The following is a 19,197-nucleotide window of genomic DNA, read 5'->3' as shown; positions in this document are numbered from 1 at the left end:
AATCGAAGTTTATCTATGATACCAAATCATGGGCTATCCATGCATTGTCCCTACAAATGTATCAAACTAAGCTAAATTTACACGGATATGCAAATAAAACTTTCTGGATTTCATCAGGCTGCACATACGGATAAGCTGAAAACCAAACTGATTGCGCAAGTGCTTGCTTGGTAATGGAAGATTATTCGAGATGAAAAATATTTTTGATAATTTCTGCATGCATAGGCTTTGAAAAAATTGAGCTGGTTAAAACTGTTTAGCATAACTCAAACCAAATTGTTTGTGCTGATAGAAGGGCATTAGCGTAGCAGAAGTTGTTTTGTTGTCGTTGAACAACAGATGATTGATCCGCGGATGCACCCAATAGGCTAGTTCTGTTGCCAGAATGCCAAATCCAGCTCCGGCAACGATATCGCCGACCCAATGTTTATTATTGATGGCGCGATAGGTACCTGTAAAAATCGCAAATGGATAGCCCGAAATGCTTAACCAAAAATTGCTGTCATGATATTCATGAAACATAAATTGTGCAGAAGAGAAGGCTGTAGCGGTGTGCCCTGAAGGAAAGGAAAGGTTATTGGAACTATCTGGACGGACTTCTTTGACGATATGTTTCAATGGAAGAACCATGGCTCCTGAGATCAGCTGTGACGTTAAATAAATGACCGTTCTGTCCTTAAAATTGTGTTTGCCCTGCACGCCCAACGCATTTAGTCCGTATACCATAACTGCAGGGACATATTGACTGTAATTGTCGAGGTTGCTGTGCTTTAACTGATGTTCGCTGATCTCGTCTTTCGTTGATAAATTGAGATTTTTTAAACCATTGATGCTTAAACTCGCCACCCCGAAACCGATAAAGGCTGTCGGTACGATAAAGCTCGTTAAATGTGGTTTGTAAGGCGTTTCATCAATTGCTGTTTGGAAGAAGCGGTTTAATTTTGTTTTCTTGCTCGGACGATGGATTACTGCAGACAGCCCTGTGCTGTCTGTTGACAGTAACGAGTTGCTGCTTGTTATGCCTTCGGTTAGCCTGGTAGCCGTCAAGTTTGTACTGAATGCACTATTATTTCGCTCAGGTTGAGCGATGTTTGTCGGCACTTCCCTTGTGAGTATAGTCTGACTTTTGGCCATGCTGACATCCAAAAGAAATAATACACTTATCAGTAGCTGAAATGCAAATAAGCGTGTTGTCTGGTTTTGCTTCATGTGGATCATAAAACAAAACTGTCATCCAAATTAGAATACTTTTGGAATTTTAAAAATGAATGGAAAAAATATGTTGATTATTTTCAAATTGATAATCAACAGTCCAGCCTTGATACCGGGCGATTTCAGTAATAATTGCCAATCCTAAACCGCTGCCTTGGCTGTTTTTCGAGAGTTTGGAAAACCGTTTGAATAAAAGTATTTTATCTAAGGGCATTGAACCGGGGTTATATACCGTTAAAGAAGTTTGATTGAGATGTACAGCAAGTGTATCGTTGGCATTGCTGTAACGTATGGCGTTCAGGAGTAGGTTGTTGATCAGGATTTCGGTCAGACTGCTGTTTCCTGTCAGCAGCACCGACGGTTGGATCTCTTGTTGCAGTCGTAGCTGTTTTAGCTCCAGATGTTCTTGCATGACTTCAATACTTTGTGTAACAAGCGAGTCCATACTGATTTTTTCGGAATGATCGAATTGACTATTGTCAATCTTGGCGAGCAGCAGCAGGTTGCGGTTGATTCGCGTGCTACGTGAAAGCGCTTTATGCATATCTTCAAAGAGCTGGTACTGCTCATCGCTTAGATCAGGGTACTGCAATAAGATATCTAACTTATTTTTTAAGATTGCCAAGGGTGTTTGCAATTCATGTGAAGCATTTTCAGTAAATTCCTTTTGTGATCGGTATACGGCCAGGTTTTTTTCAAGAAGCTTGGATAAGGATTGATTAAGCTCATGGAACTCTATGGTGTCTGTTTGCTGAAAGTCAACCTGTTGTTGACTATTGAGATTAAATGCCTTCAACTTATCAACGGTATCTCGAAATGGTTTCCAGAGCCTAAGTGATATTTTTCTGGAGATAATAAGTAGACCAATGACCAAGATAACAAAGAAAAACAGCGTTGTTGCGGCGATGGCGGCGATGGTTTCTACAGATTCTTCAATATTTGTTTGTACGGTAAAACGATAAGGCGCACCATTGATCTGAATGACAGATGATAGGCATCTAAATCGGTCAATTGTCTTTGGTTCGACAAAACGCTGCGGTTTTTCGATGGTATATACGCTATCTTGCAATAAATCGCCCGGTTTTACTTGATGTATATTCGTTTCAGGTTGTATGCTATTCCATAAAGCGATGCTGGCTTGGAGGCTGTCTTCGGACAGTTTTAAACTGTTCAGCTCGTAGGTTGTTTTCTTGACGATAATTTCGTTATGTTCATCTAATTCACTTTTCCATATTCCGTCGATTACAAAATAATAAACAGGAATACTGACACCTAGTACAATCAATACATAGAGTAGAAATGGGGTCGTTATTTTGCTCAGTAGGGGTTTCATCTTACTATTTTAATTTTCCCATTTGTAGCCCGTACCGTATACCGTTTTTATATAGGGTTGACTTCCGGCGTCCTGTAATTTCTTTTTTAAATTTTTGACATGGGCATAGACAAAGTCATGGTTATCGAGCATATCAGCAATGTCGCCAGACAAGTGTTCCGCTAAGGTGCTTTTTGAAATCACTTTATTTTTGTTGCCGATAAAAAACATCAGCAGATCGAACTCTTTTTTGGTCAATACAACAGGAAGATCATTGACAATAACAGTTTTTGCAAGTAGATCAATCTGTATTTCATTTTGAACAACAATATTTGAGCTGTTGAATTGTTTCCGACGGATCAGGGAATAGATTCGTGCTGTGAGTTCAGATAAATGGAAAGGTTTGGTCAGATAATCGTCGGCCCCCAGTTGTAGTCCATGAATTTTGTCGTCCAATGCATTTTTTGCAGAAATGATGATCACACCGTCCTGCTTTCGCTGCGTCTTTAACTCTTCGAGTAGTTTTAGACCATTTCCATCTGGTAGACCGATGTCCAGTAAGATACAGTCGTACTGGTATAACTGAATTTTGTCTAGAGCATCCTGTAAAGTTGGCGCAAATTCGCATAAATACTGTTGCTCGCTAAGGTATGTTGCGATGCTTTTGGCCAGCTCCAATTCGTCTTCTATGATCAAAATCTTCATGTGGTAAAGATAGAATTTCAATTTAGTAGAAATTTAGAATTTATTTCGCAATGATCTATCAATTTTGTTCATTTTTATTTCTTGTCATACGACAAGTGTAATCGCTATTGAAACGTGTAATTTTAGTATAAATCAGCTATTTAGTATTTAAAAAAATCAAAACGATATGGATAAACCGAAATCATTAAAATTAGAAATCATCATTCCTGCTTATCGTATGCACAGTCAAATTTTTCTGAACGCGTTGGATGGCGTTTCGGAAGAAGATGCATTAAAACGAATTGATGGACAGACCAACCATATCGTATGGATGGCGGGTAATTTTGTAAATGTGCGTTATGCTATGGCTCATGTTCTTGGCCTTCAGGAAAATGATCCTTACCATGAGCTATTTTTTATGGGAAAGACACTCGATGAAAGTTATCACTATCCCAGTGTGCTGGAATTAAAAGAAAATTTTAAATCGATATCACCGAAAGTCTATGCTGCTTTGCTGCAAGTGGACGATACGCAGCTGGCTGAACTATTTAAGATTAATATGAATATCCCTTTTATTGAGGAGGACAAGCTAAATTTCATTGGGATGTGTATCGGACGGGAGGATTATCTTGCCGGTCAGATTGCCTTGATGCGAAGGTTGCTGCACTATCCGGGTATGAAATACGATATTGACGAAAAAATCCAGTACTAAAAATAGAGACTCAAGATCGGCAGCTGCTTAAAACGTCCGATCTTGAGTTTTTTAAGTATGGACCTAGCCGCATGATCTGTCTGCGCTGAAAAGTCAATACGTTGGTTATACCTAGAGATAAGGCTTACTCGCTACCTTTTATCGTCAATATAACACCTGAATATTTCTCGTGGTCTGTACCGATATAGAGCAGATCGACTTTCTTTGTCGCAGCATCCTCGAGCTGTTTTTTCAATAGATTTAAATCCATTTTTTCTGTTTTTTCCTGCCATTCATCGGCCGATTGGGGCCTGAACGAAGCAATGTTCTTCATGTCAAAAAGTGCCGAATTTGTGTCGAGCTGCTTTGAACGATGTATAAAAATAGTGTCGCCCACGATTTTATCTATTTTTATCCAACCTGCAGGAAGTCCATTTATATTGTTACCATCCTGATCGGTAAAAAAAGTAGCACCATAGAGCTGGCCTGCCTTTAGTTGCTTCAAATTATCAATCATCTGACCAACTGCTTTTTCCTGTTGTTGATTTCCCAATTTATTCTTAACGCCATAAATGACTGCCCAGATAAGGATTGCCGCAGTGACAATTAGAAATCCTTTCCATAACTGAAAATAGGGGATGCTATACTGACTTTTGAACGCTTTGATCTCTGCTTTTAATTCATCTGAATAATTCCGTGCGTGAATCAATTTTCCCTGTTCGTCGTAAAGTCTGGAAAGTTTGACAAATCCGCCGCCAAAAGGTAGACCTATAAACCGACGGGCTGGCGTAATAATCTGTAAGGTGAAATTTCGTGGCGCGTTTTCTTTTTTTAAGGTCGCTGTTACCGTTTTTTCTGCTAATACAAAGTCGTAGATACTAAAAATAAAAAACATAGTCTGTCGTGATTTTTTAATGAAGAACTGAGGGAAGGATTCCGGATCAGTTCGACTTCATGAGAAATGAAGCATAAAAGCAAAATTAAAAGAAATAAATAAAAATCAATAAAAACACCCGGGCATTGCAAGAAAATTTCGATTTTTGAAGGGTACATTTTTGAAAAGCAATAAGATCAAATTGATTTAATACGCTGTGCCTTTCAGGAGGCTGACAATATAAACCGAAATGTGCGGTATAAAATATGATAAACCTAAAACTGAGTTTTATTTTGATCTGTGTAACAAGTGTTGTTATGGGACAAAAAATGGATAAATCAAAATTGGATAGTACGATTGCAGGCTATTATAAGGACCCGGCAGCTCCGGGGATTAGCTGTGCAGTTAGCCAAAATGGTCGTCTTATTTATCGTTATGCATTTGGGCTTGCAGATTTGAAGGAAAAACGTGCAATCACATCCAGCTCACATTTTCGCCTGGCATCGGTAAGCAAACAGGTGACTGCACAAGCGATATACACCTTAGTGATTCAAAAGCGTTTAAAACTAGACGACCCATTGTCCCTTTTTTTTAAAGATCTGCCAGTCGCGCTGAAGGATATTACTGTTGCGCAGCTTCTGCAACATACATCCGGAATCTGGGACTATGAAGAGCTTATACCGAAAGAAAGGAAAGATCAGGTATCGGATAAGGATGTGCTGATGTATATCCGGCAGACCGATCGTTTATATTTCCCTTCGGGGAGTCAATTCCGTTATAGCAATACGGGATATTGTCTCTTATCGCTGATTGTTGAGCAAGTTGCGAAAAAATCCTTTGCTTCCTTTGTCAAAAGTCAATTGTTTGAACCCATAGGCATTAGCAAGGGATTGGTATATGAACCGGGCACGACGGTTGATGAACGAGTCTACGGTTATCATCCGACGGAAGGTTCCTACCTGTTTGCCGATCAGAGTGTGACAAGTGCAACACAGGGGGATGGCGGTGTTTATCTATCTGCGGATGAATATCATACATGGGCCAATTTTTTGGTAAAAGATCGGTTAATACAGCCGGGACTGGAGCAATTGTTCGATCAAATGGCCTACCCGGTAAAGGATGGAATAGCGTATCATTTCGGATGGTTTATTCAAAAAAATGCAGGCCATAAAATCCTGTTTCATTCAGGTGAATCTACCGGGTTTCATCATATCGTATATATCGATGTACAGAAAGACCTTGTGGTTTCACTTTTTAGCAATCGTGATGATTTTATGATCGGTGAAGCCTTTGATGCCATCCTTAAAACAATGGACATCAGCAAACCGGTATTGAATGAACAGCATCGCTCAACTTTTGCATGGTTGAACAGAGTATATGCGAATGAGTGAAAGAGGGACGCGGATTGAAATAAGCATAAACAATAAATCGTCGCAGCTTTACCTGCGACGATTTATTGTTTATGAAGAGACCTACTTTAAAAAGTCGGGCGATTGATAGGCCGGATTGGGATAGGTATAGAACCCTTCCCCAGTAGCGACGCCCAATTTGTTTTTGTCTATAAAATGCTCTTTGAGATAGGCCACTGTTTTGATCTTTAAAGGGTCATTTGTTGCTTCGGCGCTCATTTTATTGATATTATAGGCTGTTGTGATGCCAACGATATCGAGTATGCCGAAGGGGCCTGTTGGCGCTCCAGTGGCAACCATCCAGGTTTTGTCGATCGTTTGGGCATCTGCCACTTCGTTGACCAAAAGATCTGTTGCCGCCGAAAGTAATGGGACAAGTAATGAGTTTACAATATAGCCAGGTTGCTCCTTAAGCAGTGGTAGGGCAACCATGCCAATGGATTTTGCAAAGTTTACAACCTGCTCAAATACCGTTTTGTCTGTACCCGGATGGCCCATAATTTCTGCTGTATTGTGCTTCCAGATTTCATTGGCAAAATGTAGCGCCAGGAACTTCTCGGGACGGCCGGTTTCTTGGGAAAATTGACTTGGTAGCAAGGTTGAGGAGTTTGTGGCAAAAATGGTTTTCTCTGGAGCGACTTTCGCTAACTCCTGATAGAAGCCAATTTTAATGGCTGGGTTTTCGGGAACGGCTTCGATAAGAAGATCTGCGTTTGCTACCGCCGCGGCCAGATCTGAACTATAAATGAGCCTGTCAAAGGTTGAAGCCAGTTGTTCTTTACTCGCATGAAGATCTTTCTCGAATGCCTGCGCCAAAATATCAAATTTTGCTGCAGCTTTTTTAAGTACATCGTCGTTGATGTCGTATACAGTGACATGATAGCCATGAAATGCTGTTTGGAAAGCGATTTGATAGCCTAAAACCCCACTGCCAGCTATCGTTATATTTTTAAAGTCCATGATGTTATTATTTTTTCAATTCGTAAAAACATGCGCCACGGAACCATGGCGCAGGTTGTGATCCTTATCCTTTAATTCCTTTTAACCAATCTTTGAATTTGGTGATCTGCTCTGTCAGGAAAGATTCATGGTCTTCTTGTTCCTCAGAACCGATAGGTAGGATATGTTCAAAATAAGTGCCTTTTAGAATTTTACGTAGTAAGCCTTCGCCCACAAATGGTTTGTCATCATTTAATGTTTTGGCTGCTTTCAAAAGATGGCGGATGTCATATTGTAGGGGATTGATATCCGGAACCTGCTTGTTTAAGTTCAGCAGTTCATATACCGCAATACGTGCGGTACGTACCGAGCTTTCCATGGTAAAGACAACATCATTGTTGGTTTCCACAAACTGACCGATCAAGCCCAGGTTTTTACATCCTTCAGGTACGACTCTCGGACGGTCGCCTTTTGCTCGTGGCATAAACATCGAGGTGATGTAAGGCATGAATGTCGTACGTACAATCGTATTTTTGATAACATCGTCCAGTTGATCGATAATGCCCAAATGGTGACATAGTTCGGCTAGAATTTCGTCTCCGGTACATTGTGGCATTGGCTTTTTGATGTAATTTCCTTCTTTATCCATAAATAAGGCATATACCCATAAGACAAGAACATCATCCGGTTGGCCAGGGAAATGTGGCTGTCTATTACAGGTGAAACTCATCAGCCAATCAGAATCGGTAATGGTAATAATACCGCCAGTAACTGTTTTGCCAGAATAAGGGTCGTTGACGGAATATTCTTTTAATTTTTCGACTAAAGCCGAAGGTTTACAAGTCAGGGTTGCAGACTCCCATGCTGATTTTTCGATGTTGCTGCAGAACTTTTCGGGTTTACCGAATATGGTCGATTTGGCAGCAAGATTTTTCCAGAGTTTCCAGCCTGCACTTTGACCGCTGCTGCTGTTGTCGATACCGATGATCGGTGCATTTTTGTTGTCCCCGTAGAAGGTATCTTCTGTCATTGATCCAGTTGTCACAATGACGAAGTCGTCTTTTCCGATTGGAATTTTTACTTCTTTGCCATCTTGTTCTGTAATTAGGGCCTCTACAACTTTTCCATCGGTATTGCTTTGGATATCCAGGTCTTTGACCAATACATTGAATCGGATGTTTACACCTTTGCTTTGAAGTACTTTACGCAAAGGGGTCACAAAGGTGTCGTATTGATTGTATTTCGGGAACACGAGTGATGAAAGATCATTCAATCCGTCTATCGCATGTAAAAAGCGGTGCATGTACAATTTCAGCTCAAGTAAACTATGCCAGTTTTCGAAAGCGAACATGGTACGCCAGAAGGTCCAGAAATTGCTGGATAAAAATGACTCGCTGAAGTAGTCTTCGATGGTTAAGTCATCTAAATCTTCTTTATTTTTGAGGAGCAATCGAATGATGGCCAGCTGATCCATTTTGCCCAATCCAAACTTGCTGAAGTCTTTTATCTCACCAAGTTTATGAATAAGCCTTGCTTTGGAGTAGTTGGAGTCGTTGTCATTGATCAAACGGTACTCGTCCAGAACACTATAGGGGGCAGGCATTTCCAATGCAGGAATGTCCTGAAACATATCCCAAAGATTTTCGTAAGTCATATCCATTTCCCTACCACCGCGGATGACATAGCCGTCGGTTGCATTACCGGCACCATCTAACGAGCCGCCTTCCACATGGAGCTGTTCGAGGAATGTGATGTTTTCAGCAGGAACATGGCCATCCCGGATAAAATAGTAGGCTGCAGACATCCCTGCTATACCGCTTCCGACGATGTAGATTTTACTGTCTTTATATGATTTTGGTGGAATACCTTTATTGCGTTGATAATTTCCGATCTGATCAGAAAAGGGCATCGATTTTTTCGGTGTGTTACGTTGTTGTTCTTTGCTTGAATCGGGTTCATGATTTACATTTCCATATTCAGCAGATGCATTTAATACTTTGTCGAATTTTGAGGTGATTTCTTTCATGATTCTTATGTTTTTTTAATTCTTGAGTAAAGTTACTAAGATCACCTTAATCATTTGTGCCCCCAAATTCGCTATTGTTCTACCGAATTTCCTCTTTCTACATATTTTGTCGCTTTCGGTACTCTGATGGCGATAAGGTGGAGTATTTTTTGAAAAAACGACCAAATGCTGAGATGGAATTAAATCCGATTTCATAAGAAATTTCTGAGATAGTCTTTTCGGGATTCCCGAGCAGCACATAGGCTTCTTTAAGCACACGCTCATCAATAATTTCATGTGGTGTTTTACCTGATGCTCTTTTAACAATCTGAATGAGGTATTTGTTTGAAATAAATAACTGGTCGGCGTAATATTGTACTTCTTTGTATTGATTGCTATGTCGCTGAACCAGGTCTGTAAACTTATAGAAAAGGTTGTTGGTCTCTTGCGCACTTTCCGTTGTATTTTGTTCTTTAGATGCCAATTCGTCGGCGATCTCTAATAGGAGATTAAAGATGATCGTGCGGATGATATCTGCTGTAAAATGTGTTGTTCTTAACGTAACTTCTTTGAGGTAGTCTATTAATTTTAACAGCTTGTCAATTTGTTTGTCTTGGGAGCTGACAATGGTAAAGGCCGAATTTTTAAAAAGCCCCAGTTGTTCGATAAAGAATGGATTGACAATATGTTTAAGCAGGAATGCTTTGTCAAAAAAGAGCAGCTTCATTCTAAAGTCGGCGCTGACCTGCGAAAACCGGATAATTGTTGTTGGGGCGGATATGAGGATATGGTTTGTCGAGATATGGTATTCCTGATTGTCTACCTGAATATTTATATCGCCCGCTGTACAGATACAGATGGCATAATAATCAATACGAAAAGCATTGCTTGGGTATTCAAAAATCGGATTTCCAGAAGAAATATAATAGGGGCGGTGGCAATTTACGCCAAAGAATGATAAGGTATCTTGAAGACTTTCGTGTGTATTATAAGTTGTTTTTACCTTAAACTTCATTGACTTTTTGTTCGGCTTGGGCATATACAGTTCCTATTGTTTTTAATATTCGAATGGGCTTTGTTTATTCGGATGCTGTCCGTTTGCGCATGAGTTTTTCTGTGGCAATATCGTCTTCTATCCCAACGAAGAAACTTTTGAATCCGAATTTGCTCAGTAGTCGTCTCGATGCGGTGTTATCGGGATCAATGATACCAATCACATCTTTACCTGGATTTAATGTTGTGGCAAGGGCTAGCATCGACTCGCAAATCTGTGTTCCCAGCCCCTTTCCCCAATGTTCTTTGCGGAGCAAATAGCCAATTTCGAATACGCTTGGATCTTTTTTGTAATTAACAAGCTTACAGTCGCCTAAAAGCTTTAGCGTATCCGCTTCGATTACTTTAAAATAGCCTAAATCAGGATCCTGGTTGATTTCGAGAATCGAATCGAATTTTTTCCGGGCCTGCTCTTCGGACAATCCTTTGCCGGTAATGTATTTCATGACATCATCCCCTTTAACCAAGTCGTGGAAAGCGTCAAAATCTTCCGGGAGATATTTTTTAAATAGAAGTGTGTTGTACATGGCTAATGCGTTTATTTACAAGATAAGGTTGTTTTCTCTGAAATCAAATTATCGGAACCTAAATCATCATCTTTCTGTCTTATTTAACTTTTTCATGATTTTAGTTCTCCAATTTAACTTACATTGCCTTTCTGTAAAGCAGAAGGGAAGCTTTTATAAGAATGCTATTCCGTAGCGATACGGTGTACATAAGAATTTTTAGAGGGAGATAATAGTTATGGAAATAAGAGCGGCAAGCGAAGCCGACTATGTGGCAATCCTGCGCATTTGGGAAAACTCGGTTCGGGCAACCCATGATTTTTTGAAGGAGGAGGATCTTCAGTTATATAAGAGACTGATCCCAACCGAGTACTTACCACAATTAAAGGTATATGTCATAGATGATGATGGACAGCCTACTGCTTTTTTCGCTGTCTCCGATGATAATCTAGAAATGTTATTTGTGGATTCAGCATACAGGGGAAAAGGTGTTGGGACTGTAGCGCTACAGCATGTGCTGGATAAGCTCCAGGTATATAAAGTTGATGTCAATGAACAAAATCAGCAGGCTGTTGATTTTTATCTGAAAAAAGGATACCAGCTTATCGGGCGCTCAGCTGTAGATGGTATGGGCAAATCCTATCCGATCTTGCATTTACATCACGAGAGCGCTATCAATGGATTGAAATAATTTTAAAATGAAATAACTTATGATACAAGGTTTATACGAAACGCATATTCAGGTGCGGGATTTAGCTAAAGCGGTCGCATTTTATACGGAGGTATTGGGATTGCGTGTGGCACATCGCGATCCGACACGTCCTATTGTTTTTTTATGGATTGGAACCGGCAAAGACTATATGTTGGGGCTGTGGCAGGAAGAAACAAACTTTCAACCGAGACATTTTGCCTTTAGAGCGGATAAAGAGGATATCTTGAATTACGCCGTGGACTATCTGAAAACACGTGACCTGACACCCTATAATTTTTTAAAGGACGGGATCGAAGCGCCGATGGTCTTTGCGTGGATGCCTGCATTGGCCATTTACTTTAATGATCCGGATGGCAACCAATTGGAGTTTATCGCAGTTTTGGAAGGGGAGGGTAGGCCCGAACTGGGCGTGCTGTCTTATGCCGATTGGATCAATCGTACAGCAGAGTAAGTCGCGAAGAGACGACTTATTGTGTTGATTTCCATTCTTCGGCAAGGATTGCAAAGACCACATCATCTTCCCATTGACCGTTATGGAAATAGCTTTTTACAAAATGAGCTTCCTTTCGGAATCCCAAACTTGTTAAAAGCTGCATGGATGCCTTGTTTTCCGGAGCTACCGAGGCCGTGATCCGATGTTTATGATACTGACGGAACAGGGCCTCTATAACTGTTTTCAGTCCTTCTTTGGCATAGCCCTGTTGCTGGAATTCTTTTTTTATGGTACAGCCCAATTCGACCTGCAGGTGTTCAGTACCAAAAAAATGAACGCCAATATCGCCGATTACTGCGTTTGCTATTTTGTCGGTCATAACGAGCTGAAACCAGGACTCTGGAAGATTGAATGTGCCCGGATTTTTTGCAATAAATGCATCGACTTCTGCCAAGGAGTCTGGAATCCAGCCCTGATATTTATTGGTTTCTTTATCCGAGCGATAACCGAATACTGCCTGACTGTCTTCCGCCATAATGGGCCGAATCGCTAATCTTTCTGATTCAATATGCATGACTTAACGTTTTGAAAATCTCGCTATCGCTTCTTCACGCGTACCTACAAAATTGATTTTCTTTGATTTATTGCTTTCGTAGATAAAATCGTTTAGACTTTTGCTGTTGTATCTGGAGAAATCGCCAACGATGGCAATGTCAAAGCCATACTGCGTATATTTTTGAAGAATTTCACCGGCAAGTTTTGTTTTAAGTTCGAAGAAATCGTCTGTGATGTTCTCTTGATAAATAATTGCTTTGTATGCTTCTTGCGCGCCACAGTCGACCATAATCTGTAGACCATCATCGAGATTATGGATAAAGACGCCTGAACCTTTAACTTCAGCAATGTTTTCGTCACCTAGCTGAATAATAGTGATTTCCATTTTTTTTGTCGTGTAGTGTTAAAAATAAATTTGTGGGACCAGATTCCATGACCCAGTGCTCTACGTTGGGATATCCTGTTGGAAATGATCCGAGATAGTGGGTATACAGCTTTTAACCTGCAAATTCTTTCAGCATATTGATTGTTGGACAGAAGAACAGGGAGCCGGTATGCGCCGTACTAAAGTCCAGTATTCTATCGTAATTCCCTTCGGGTTCACCAATAAACATTCTTTTTAGCATCAATTGTACGGTACTGAATGTGCTGGCGTAAGCGATAAAGTAGGTTCCCATTTCATTTGTTGCGATTTGCCCAAAAGGCATATTGTCGCGAACAATTTTCAAATCGTCACCGACATTGGCTAGGGCCGAATGTGAATTAGTCGGTTTTTCATCGTCGCCCATCTCAATATCGTTTGCTTTGCTTCTGCCGATGACCTTCTCCTGTTCAGCGACGGGTAAAGAACGCCAGGCATTCATGTCATGAATATATTTTTGTACAAATAAATAGCTTCCACCCTTATAGCCTGCATCCTCATCACCAACGATACCAAAGAAAGCACGATCCTCACCAAGTGGATTTTCTGTTCCGTCGACAAAGCCCAAGATACTTCGGCCGTCCCAATATCTGAACCCATGAACTTCCTCCTTGCAATCGGCAACGGGACTTAATAAGGCTGCTATTTCGGTCGCCATGTCAATGCAATAGCTTTTTTCATAAGCGCGAATATGGAAATGTAAATCTCCAGGGGTAGCTACAGCAATATGTTTTTGACCAATGATAGGTTCGAAAGGAACCAATTCCTTTGGCATAGGTTCGTTGAGTTCCAGCTTTTTCCAGGCATGGTGGCTTATGCCCAATACCACGCTTGCTTTCACAAGATTTGAACGTACCTGCGCCGAATTGTTGAGATTGACAACCAATGCACATAAGCGTTGGAAGACATCCTTAATGACCACATTTTCGTGGAAATTCCATACCATAAACACCGTATTGTTGCTCGGTGTATCGATGACATTTTGGGCCTGATGATCCATAAGATAAGTTGTTGTGTGTTGTACAGCCTTGCTAAGCTACAAATAAAATCGGTTGTACGGATAGACTTTTTGATTACTCGGATGCGGTTTTTTGATACAGTTTGACGATTTCATCAATGACCAGATCTGGTTCGTCATAAAAGACATGATGCTCCGCATTTTGAGCCAAAAGATAACGTCTATTGTTTTTTTGATCTGCATATTTTTTTAGGGCAGCAATAAATAAACTGCGATCGGGTTCTTCAAAAGGTGATTTTCCTGAGCCAATGACAGTCATAGGAACATTGATTTTTCCTGCAACCTCATGTAAAACAGCCGTTGATGCTTCGTAGTTTAAAACGAGATGATAGAACCCTAAGCTTTCTTTTTTGATGTTATCGAGCTCACTGGCATATTCGCTCTTCAATGATTTGGATCGCTCCATGGTCATGAAATAAGGGGATACAATATCGATCATTACAGTGCCAACAACCTGACCGGGATTGGTCGTTATAAATTTCATCGTATAGTTACCACCGAAGGAATGGGCAACAAAAAAGTACCGATCACGATAGCCCAATTGCTGCAAAGCAGTTTTAAGATCCTTTACTTCATTTGTCAAGCTAACGTTAACGGTGTCTATTTCACTTTTTCCAAAGCCAGCTCTGTCATAGGTAATTAAAGATGCGCCCAATTTGCTCGATAGCGGTTCCAATAACTTTCTCCAAACGGAAGCATCATTTCCACCCCCAGATTCAAAGACAATGGGGATACCCTTCCCCTCCATTAAAATAAAATGAAGGCTATGGTTGCCTACATTGATCATGGTATCCCTGAGCTGTGCTTTTACGGCCAGCCCGGGGAGTGTCAGTAGGAGGAAAACGGATAAAAGGAGATTATACTTTAGCCCGTACATCGTTCATTTTAAGTGTCATGGTGGTCGCTTCTGTCTCGATCCATTGGCTGTATTCTGCGATAGCCTGTAAGCGAAGTTCGTCGGAGATATACCCTTCCGTAACCATTTGTCGCGATTGGGCGACTTTGTTCCAGATAGCCAGATTGGTATCAAAGTTTGCTTCTCCTTTTTTGTAGGTCTGATCGGCATGGATAACCTGAACCGAATGGAAACCTGCTTCCTGGAGCAGTGCAGCGACCTCATCAGCAACACGATTGTTCATACCTGCATCTGCTCTCCATTTCAGAAAAGTACGGTAAAATGTGAGCATACTTTCCGGAGGGGCGGGGTTCCATTCAATGGCGGTGTGATTGTAGTCTAAAATAGAGATTTGTCCTCCGGGTTTTAACCAGGATTTAAATAAGCCCAATGCCCGGGGAATATCACTCAACCATTGCATGGTGCGCGCCGTTATAATCAGGTCGAACGGATGTGGCGGTTGATAATCAAAAATATTGCTGCAGACCAGGTTCAGATTTTGGGTGCTACCATAGCGCTCATTGCCGCTGTCGATAAATGACTGTGTATTATCGAGCCCGGTTATGGTTCCGTCGCCGATATAGCTTGCTACCTCATTCGTGAGTGTTCCGGTACCACAGCCCACATCCAAGATTTCTATGCCAGGAGATAGTAAGGGAATAATTGTTCTATAATCGGAGGATAATGTCCTTCTTTCAAATATCTTATTGGCTTGTTGATCTTTTCTGTCGATAAATTTCTCTTTCATTGGATTGGGTTTAGTTGACTGTAAATATAGCTTTTGCTTTCCGGTTAAAAAAACTTCTATTCGTTTAACCGTTTTCGTTGCGCTAACCTGACCAACAGTTGAGGATATTCCTGCGTTTGTTTATGGTTACTATCAGCCGGATATCCTATTCTCCATTAAGAAGGATATAGTAGTCTTTTTACAAGGTATTAACAAGGGGTTAACAGGGGTAAATCCCCTGTTAACCCCTTGTTATCCCCCTGTTAACCCCCTGTAATATCCCTGTTATTATGGAAACTGATATAAAGCAATTTAAAACCTGTATCGGGTGATAAAAGACGACCATTTACTGCTTTATGACGATCATTTACTATTTTCTAGAAACAGTGATACTTTGCGATTAATACCCTAATTAGGAAATTATTTTATATCGTTTCGCTATTTTTTTAATAATAGTTTTTTATATTGTTGTACAATAGTACTCGTGCCGTTGTAATTACACTAAGATATCCTGATATTATGCGAAAAGTATTCAAAGTTCTCACGCTAATGTATTGTGCTGTTTTTCTTTCAGCCTGTTCTTCCAACTATCTCATGACATTCAATGGGGAGAATGTAAAAAAAGATGAAGACAAGGGAACGTTTTCATTTAATAATGATACAGTACAAATTGATTATTCCTTTGCCGACAGAGATGGTCGAATTTACCTTCGAATAGAAAATAAAATCGATAAACCGATCTTATGGGATCTTAAAAGTTCGGCCATGGTTATTAATGGTAAAACGCAAGGCTATTCTGCTGAACAAGCTGCTTTTAATGGAAAGATGAATGCTTCGGTTTCCGATATAGGTGCTAGTAAATCCACTATATTTAATGATGCTTGGGTGAACGGTTATATTACAGGATCGGTAAGTTTACCTAAAGATGTGGTACTTATCCCACCACATGCCTATGTGGATGGGCATTATTTTGATTTTAAAAACGATGTTAAATCCATTGTACGATCATCCCAAAAAGAAAAAGTATATATGTATGATATGAGTGGCGAGAGTTTTGCGGTAAAACTTGCTCGATTTGAAGGCGCTGAGTCTCCATACAGTTTACGTAGTTATTTAAGTTATTCGATTTTAGAAGATGGTAAAGCTATTGTTAAAACTACGGAACAAAAATTTTATGCTGCCCAGCTTTGGCAGACCGGTTCAGTAGCGCTTAATAATATTATTGAACTGTATAATAAGCGCGGAGACGTGCTGGCTGTTAAGGAAAAAAAGGGGCAGGGGGCAATGCTTGTTGGAGGTGCCTTGGCATTAACTGCAGTTGCTGCCGCAATTGACCCGAAAGCGGCAGAATAGTACCCAGAGCCATATATTATGGCTATAGGTTATGCTCGTCTAAGCTGTACCGGATTAAATCATGCCGGGTACAGCTTAGACAAACAATAAGCTCAAATTATTGTTTATGGAATTGGAGTGCTTTTGCACGCTATCAAGACAAAGTCATATCACGCAAAAAAATCTATACATATGAAGTATCTTGCACAATTTATGTTGATCGTATTCCTTTTTGCCGTTAAAGAAGGCCGATCCTGTACACGCGTTGTTTATAAGGGGCCTAATCAGACCGTTATCACGGCAAGGAGTATGGACTGGAGAGATGATATCGCGGCCAATCTATGGGTGTTTCCGCGTGGAATAGCGCGCAGTGGAGAGGTAGGACCTCAGTCTTTGAAATGGACTTCCCAATATGGGAGTGTAGTTTCCAGTGCTTGGGACATTGCTACAGTCGATGGTTTAAATGAAAAGGGATTGGTGGCCAATGTACTCTGGCTTGTCGAATCTACTTATCCTAAATTTGATCCAGCGGGACCAAAAAAAGGTCTTGCAATCTCGGCTTGGGCCCAATATGTTTTGGATAATTTTGCGACAGTCAATGAAGCCGTATCTGCCTTAAAGGATGAGCCATTTGTAATTGTAAGTGATTATATCCCGGGAACTACCAAATTTACGACCATACATTTATCGCTTTCAGATGCCACAGGCGATAATGCTATATTTGAATACATCGATGGGAAATTGGTTATTCATCACGATGCGGCCTATACAGTTATGACAAACTCGCCCATCTTTGAAGATCAGCTCGCGCTAAACAGGTATTGGCAGGGAATTCCGGGAACCATCATGTTGCCGGGGACAAACCGAGCTGCTGATCGTTTTGTGAGGGCTTCTTATTATATTAATGCGATCCCGCAAACAGACGATGTGCGGCTTTCTGTTGCCAGTGTTTTCAGCGTGATCCGCAACTGCTCGGTTCCATTTGGAATAAGCTCGGAATCTGAACCTAATATTTCGTCTACACGATGGAGATCCGTGGCTGATCAGAAGAATAAAATCTATTATTTTGAGAATGTATTGGTTCCGGGAACACTGTGGGTAGATCTGGCTAAATTTGATTTAAAGAAAGGGGCTCCGACGATGAAGCTGGACATGAAGCAGGGGATGGCAATAAATGGCATTTCAAATAACCTGTTTAAGGCTGCCCAACCCTTTAAATTTATGGGCATTTAAATTAGAAAGACCGAATAAATTAGAAAGACCGAACCCGGTTATAATGGGTTCGGTCTTTCTTTTGTTTAGGAATTAGTAGAAAGTCCTATTTGACTGACGTTCCGTCTATAATCTCTTCATCCGCTTTGCTGACCAATTTAGTGTCTTGTTTTAAGTCACCAAATATTTCGATCTGACCATCGATGCTGCGTCCTTTCTGTACAGGAATACGTTGTGTTTTGTTCGAAACAACAGCAATCACAAAACTTCCTTCGCCCGAAGTAAATACGGCTGATTTCGGTACAACAAAAGTACTGTCTTGAGATGTTAAAGGCAATTCGACCTCTGCGACCATACCCGGCAATAGCTTGTTGTCGGTATTGTTAATGTCAATTTCTACCCGCTCGGATCTTAATCGGCTGTCCAGAGCACCCGATTTACGTGCGATCTTACCCGAGAAGGTTTGCCCAGGCAATGATTTGACAGTAAATTGTAAGGGCTGGTTTTCGGTGAGGAAACCCGAATATTGTTCCGGAACAGCAACGGCTAACCTCAGTTTGCGTTGTTGTTGAATGGTCATGATGGGCATTTCCGAGCCACGGCCAGCAGGACCAACATAGGCGCCCTGATTGACATTTCTTGTTGCGATTACACCGTCGAAGGGTGCCCTGATTTCCAAATAATTCAACAGGTTTTGTACCTCTGCGTAGGCCGATTTAGCGGCTTGGTACTGCGCAAAATCAGCATTCTTTTTTGACTCAGCAACCTCAAGATCCAGTCTGGCCACCGTTCCCTCTACCTTGCTGGTTTCAAAGAGTCTGTCGTAAGTGCTTTTTGTAGCCATATAGACCGCCTCCTGTGATTTGAGCCGCGATTTGGCTGCTGACAGCTGTGAACTCAATTCGGGAGCCTCCAGGACAGCCAATAGCTGACCGGCATGCACTTTACTTCCGATGTCCACGTTAAGACTTTTGACGTAACTGCTGACCTTCGCGTAAATCTCGACCTGTTGGAATCCCGTGATTTCCCCGGGAATCTGCATTTTATTTGTTAATTTCTGTTTGGTGGGTACAAATGTCTCCATTGCCGGAGCTACAGCTTCCGGACTTTCTTTTTTTGCATTTTCCTCGGCAGCCGAATGGCATCCTGTTAAGGATGCGATCAGACCGGCGATAGCTAATATTTTGAACAAATTATTTTTCATATT

20 protein-coding genes are annotated in these 19,197 nt (G+C 40.9%); 6 read left to right on the top strand and 14 right to left on the bottom strand.

Annotated features, from left to right (window positions below; all coding sequences use genetic code 11):
- Window positions 1-246: 246 nt before the first annotated feature.
- Genes GVK91_RS23880 through GVK91_RS23870 form a run of 3 tightly spaced genes read right to left on the bottom strand, consistent with a single transcriptional unit; the run spans window position 247 to window position 3,229 of the window.
- Complete coding sequence (locus GVK91_RS23880; protein ID WP_228280128.1) at window positions 247-1,209, bottom strand: phosphatase PAP2 family protein; 963 nt, start codon at window positions 1,207-1,209, stop codon at window positions 247-249.
- Between the two features lie 49 nt (window positions 1,210-1,258).
- Window positions 1,259-2,545, bottom strand: a complete 1,287-nt coding sequence (locus tag GVK91_RS23875) for a HAMP domain-containing sensor histidine kinase (protein ID WP_153845211.1) — start codon at window positions 2,543-2,545, stop codon at window positions 1,259-1,261.
- Between the two features lie 9 nt (window positions 2,546-2,554).
- Window positions 2,555-3,229: a response regulator transcription factor gene (locus GVK91_RS23870; RefSeq protein WP_145329625.1), complete on the bottom strand. Its 675-nt coding sequence runs from the start codon at window positions 3,227-3,229 to the stop codon at window positions 2,555-2,557.
- 166 nt (window positions 3,230-3,395) lie between these two features.
- On the opposite strand from GVK91_RS23870, the gene GVK91_RS23865 reads away from it, so the two are divergent.
- Complete coding sequence (locus tag GVK91_RS23865) at window positions 3,396-3,920, top strand: DinB family protein (RefSeq protein WP_115050001.1); 525 nt, start codon at window positions 3,396-3,398, stop codon at window positions 3,918-3,920.
- A 124-nt stretch (window positions 3,921-4,044) separates the two neighbouring features.
- On the opposite strand, the gene GVK91_RS23860 is transcribed toward GVK91_RS23865, so the two are convergent.
- Window positions 4,045-4,794 (bottom strand): hypothetical protein, encoded by a 750-nt coding sequence (locus GVK91_RS23860; RefSeq protein ID WP_159731631.1) that lies wholly within the window; start codon window positions 4,792-4,794, stop codon window positions 4,045-4,047.
- Window positions 4,795-5,039: 245 nt separating this feature from the next.
- Here GVK91_RS23860 and GVK91_RS23855 point away from each other — a divergent pair, with 245 nt between their 5' ends.
- Window positions 5,040-6,164: a serine hydrolase gene (locus GVK91_RS23855; protein ID WP_159731629.1), complete on the top strand. Its 1,125-nt coding sequence runs from the start codon at window positions 5,040-5,042 to the stop codon at window positions 6,162-6,164.
- Window positions 6,165-6,245: 81 nt separating this feature from the next.
- Here GVK91_RS23855 and GVK91_RS23850 read toward each other — a convergent pair whose 3' ends face one another.
- From GVK91_RS23850 to GVK91_RS23835, 4 genes are all read right to left on the bottom strand, one after another.
- On the bottom strand, window positions 6,246-7,142 hold the full coding sequence (locus tag GVK91_RS23850; protein ID WP_159731627.1) for a 3-hydroxyacyl-CoA dehydrogenase: 897 nt from the start codon (window positions 7,140-7,142) through the stop codon (window positions 6,246-6,248).
- A gap of 64 nt (window positions 7,143-7,206) precedes the next feature.
- Window positions 7,207-9,147: an oleate hydratase gene (locus GVK91_RS23845; protein ID WP_153845215.1), complete on the bottom strand. Its 1,941-nt coding sequence runs from the start codon at window positions 9,145-9,147 to the stop codon at window positions 7,207-7,209.
- A gap of 97 nt (window positions 9,148-9,244) precedes the next feature.
- Window positions 9,245-10,141: an AraC family transcriptional regulator gene (locus tag GVK91_RS23840; protein ID WP_159731625.1), complete on the bottom strand. Its 897-nt coding sequence runs from the start codon at window positions 10,139-10,141 to the stop codon at window positions 9,245-9,247.
- 64 nt (window positions 10,142-10,205) lie between these two features.
- Window positions 10,206-10,706 (bottom strand): GNAT family N-acetyltransferase, encoded by a 501-nt coding sequence (locus tag GVK91_RS23835; RefSeq protein ID WP_153845217.1) that lies wholly within the window; start codon window positions 10,704-10,706, stop codon window positions 10,206-10,208.
- Between the two features lie 217 nt (window positions 10,707-10,923).
- Between GVK91_RS23835 and GVK91_RS23830 the strand changes: the two genes are divergently transcribed.
- Both GVK91_RS23830 and GVK91_RS23825 read left to right on the top strand, forming a co-directional pair.
- Window positions 10,924-11,376 (top strand): GNAT family N-acetyltransferase, encoded by a 453-nt coding sequence (locus GVK91_RS23830; RefSeq protein WP_153845218.1) that lies wholly within the window; start codon window positions 10,924-10,926, stop codon window positions 11,374-11,376.
- A gap of 19 nt (window positions 11,377-11,395) precedes the next feature.
- Window positions 11,396-11,848 (top strand): VOC family protein, encoded by a 453-nt coding sequence (locus GVK91_RS23825; protein ID WP_159731623.1) that lies wholly within the window; start codon window positions 11,396-11,398, stop codon window positions 11,846-11,848.
- 16 nt (window positions 11,849-11,864) lie between these two features.
- Here the strand turns inward: GVK91_RS23825 and GVK91_RS23820 are convergent, their stop codons facing one another.
- The 5 genes from GVK91_RS23820 to GVK91_RS23800 all read right to left on the bottom strand — a co-directional run bounded on the left by GVK91_RS23820 (window position 11,865) and on the right by GVK91_RS23800 (window position 15,467).
- A complete protein-coding gene (locus GVK91_RS23820) occupies window positions 11,865-12,404 on the bottom strand; it encodes a GNAT family N-acetyltransferase (RefSeq protein ID WP_159731621.1) in 540 nt (179 codons plus the stop codon).
- A 3-nt stretch (window positions 12,405-12,407) separates the two neighbouring features.
- Window positions 12,408-12,770: a DUF4180 domain-containing protein gene (locus tag GVK91_RS23815; protein ID WP_115050019.1), complete on the bottom strand. Its 363-nt coding sequence runs from the start codon at window positions 12,768-12,770 to the stop codon at window positions 12,408-12,410.
- Window positions 12,771-12,882: 112 nt separating this feature from the next.
- Window positions 12,883-13,806, bottom strand: coding sequence for a Dyp-type peroxidase (locus tag GVK91_RS23810; protein ID WP_153845220.1), 924 nt, complete (start codon window positions 13,804-13,806; stop codon window positions 12,883-12,885).
- 73 nt (window positions 13,807-13,879) lie between these two features.
- The gene (locus GVK91_RS23805; RefSeq protein ID WP_159731619.1) at window positions 13,880-14,701 is read right to left on the bottom strand and encodes an alpha/beta fold hydrolase; all 822 of its coding nucleotides are present in this window, start codon (window positions 14,699-14,701) and stop codon (window positions 13,880-13,882) included.
- Complete coding sequence (locus GVK91_RS23800) at window positions 14,682-15,467, bottom strand: class I SAM-dependent methyltransferase (RefSeq protein WP_159731617.1); 786 nt, start codon at window positions 15,465-15,467, stop codon at window positions 14,682-14,684. Before GVK91_RS23800 ends, GVK91_RS23805 begins: the two co-directional genes overlap by 20 nt.
- A gap of 498 nt (window positions 15,468-15,965) precedes the next feature.
- Between GVK91_RS23800 and GVK91_RS23795 the strand changes: the two genes are divergently transcribed.
- Both GVK91_RS23795 and GVK91_RS23790 read left to right on the top strand, forming a co-directional pair.
- Complete coding sequence (locus tag GVK91_RS23795) at window positions 15,966-16,799, top strand: hypothetical protein (RefSeq protein ID WP_159731615.1); 834 nt, start codon at window positions 15,966-15,968, stop codon at window positions 16,797-16,799.
- A gap of 171 nt (window positions 16,800-16,970) precedes the next feature.
- Window positions 16,971-18,011: a linear amide C-N hydrolase gene (locus tag GVK91_RS23790; protein WP_153845224.1), complete on the top strand. Its 1,041-nt coding sequence runs from the start codon at window positions 16,971-16,973 to the stop codon at window positions 18,009-18,011.
- Between the two features lie 85 nt (window positions 18,012-18,096).
- Here GVK91_RS23790 and GVK91_RS23785 read toward each other — a convergent pair whose 3' ends face one another.
- Entirely contained in the window at window positions 18,097-19,194 is a 1,098-nt protein-coding gene (locus GVK91_RS23785) for an efflux RND transporter periplasmic adaptor subunit (RefSeq protein WP_153845225.1), read from the bottom strand.
- Between the last annotated feature and the right edge of the window lie 3 nt (window positions 19,195-19,197).

Source organism: Sphingobacterium sp. 18053 (genome assembly GCF_902706145.1).
GTDB lineage: Bacteria > Bacteroidota > Bacteroidia > Sphingobacteriales > Sphingobacteriaceae > Sphingobacterium > Sphingobacterium paramultivorum.
The sequence above is the reverse complement of the archived record's forward strand: the minus strand, read 5'-3'. Positions and strand labels throughout refer to the sequence as shown.

Excerpts from the sequence above, each read along its gene's own strand:
- GVK91_RS23790 (WP_153845224.1), top strand. The coding sequence starts at position 16,971 with ATGAAGTATCTTGCACAATTTATGTTGATCGTATTCCTTTTTGCCGTT.
- GVK91_RS23810 (WP_153845220.1), bottom strand. The coding sequence starts at position 13,806 with ATGGATCATCAGGCCCAAAATGTCATCGATACACCGAGCAACAATACG.
- GVK91_RS23860 (WP_159731631.1), bottom strand. The coding sequence starts at position 4,794 with ATGTTTTTTATTTTTAGTATCTACGACTTTGTATTAGCAGAAAAAACG.
- GVK91_RS23800 (WP_159731617.1), bottom strand. The coding sequence starts at position 15,467 with ATGAAAGAGAAATTTATCGACAGAAAAGATCAACAAGCCAATAAGATA.
- GVK91_RS23805 (WP_159731619.1), bottom strand. The coding sequence starts at position 14,701 with ATGTACGGGCTAAAGTATAATCTCCTTTTATCCGTTTTCCTCCTACTG.
- GVK91_RS23835 (WP_153845217.1), bottom strand. The coding sequence starts at position 10,706 with ATGTACAACACACTTCTATTTAAAAAATATCTCCCGGAAGATTTTGAC.
- GVK91_RS23875 (WP_153845211.1), bottom strand. The coding sequence starts at position 2,545 with ATGAAACCCCTACTGAGCAAAATAACGACCCCATTTCTACTCTATGTA.
- GVK91_RS23870 (WP_145329625.1), bottom strand. The coding sequence starts at position 3,229 with ATGAAGATTTTGATCATAGAAGACGAATTGGAGCTGGCCAAAAGCATC.
- GVK91_RS23825 (WP_159731623.1), top strand. The coding sequence starts at position 11,396 with ATGATACAAGGTTTATACGAAACGCATATTCAGGTGCGGGATTTAGCT.
- GVK91_RS23830 (WP_153845218.1), top strand. The coding sequence starts at position 10,924 with ATGGAAATAAGAGCGGCAAGCGAAGCCGACTATGTGGCAATCCTGCGC.
- GVK91_RS23795 (WP_159731615.1), top strand. The coding sequence starts at position 15,966 with ATGCGAAAAGTATTCAAAGTTCTCACGCTAATGTATTGTGCTGTTTTT.
- GVK91_RS23815 (WP_115050019.1), bottom strand. The coding sequence starts at position 12,770 with ATGGAAATCACTATTATTCAGCTAGGTGACGAAAACATTGCTGAAGTT.
- GVK91_RS23865 (WP_115050001.1), top strand. The coding sequence starts at position 3,396 with ATGGATAAACCGAAATCATTAAAATTAGAAATCATCATTCCTGCTTAT.
- GVK91_RS23845 (WP_153845215.1), bottom strand. The coding sequence starts at position 9,147 with ATGAAAGAAATCACCTCAAAATTCGACAAAGTATTAAATGCATCTGCT.
- GVK91_RS23850 (WP_159731627.1), bottom strand. The coding sequence starts at position 7,142 with ATGGACTTTAAAAATATAACGATAGCTGGCAGTGGGGTTTTAGGCTAT.
- GVK91_RS23785 (WP_153845225.1), bottom strand. The coding sequence starts at position 19,194 with ATGAAAAATAATTTGTTCAAAATATTAGCTATCGCCGGTCTGATCGCA.
- GVK91_RS23820 (WP_159731621.1), bottom strand. The coding sequence starts at position 12,404 with ATGCATATTGAATCAGAAAGATTAGCGATTCGGCCCATTATGGCGGAA.
- GVK91_RS23880 (WP_228280128.1), bottom strand. The coding sequence starts at position 1,209 with ATGAAGCAAAACCAGACAACACGCTTATTTGCATTTCAGCTACTGATA.
- GVK91_RS23855 (WP_159731629.1), top strand. The coding sequence starts at position 5,040 with ATGATAAACCTAAAACTGAGTTTTATTTTGATCTGTGTAACAAGTGTT.
- GVK91_RS23840 (WP_159731625.1), bottom strand. The coding sequence starts at position 10,141 with ATGAAGTTTAAGGTAAAAACAACTTATAATACACACGAAAGTCTTCAA.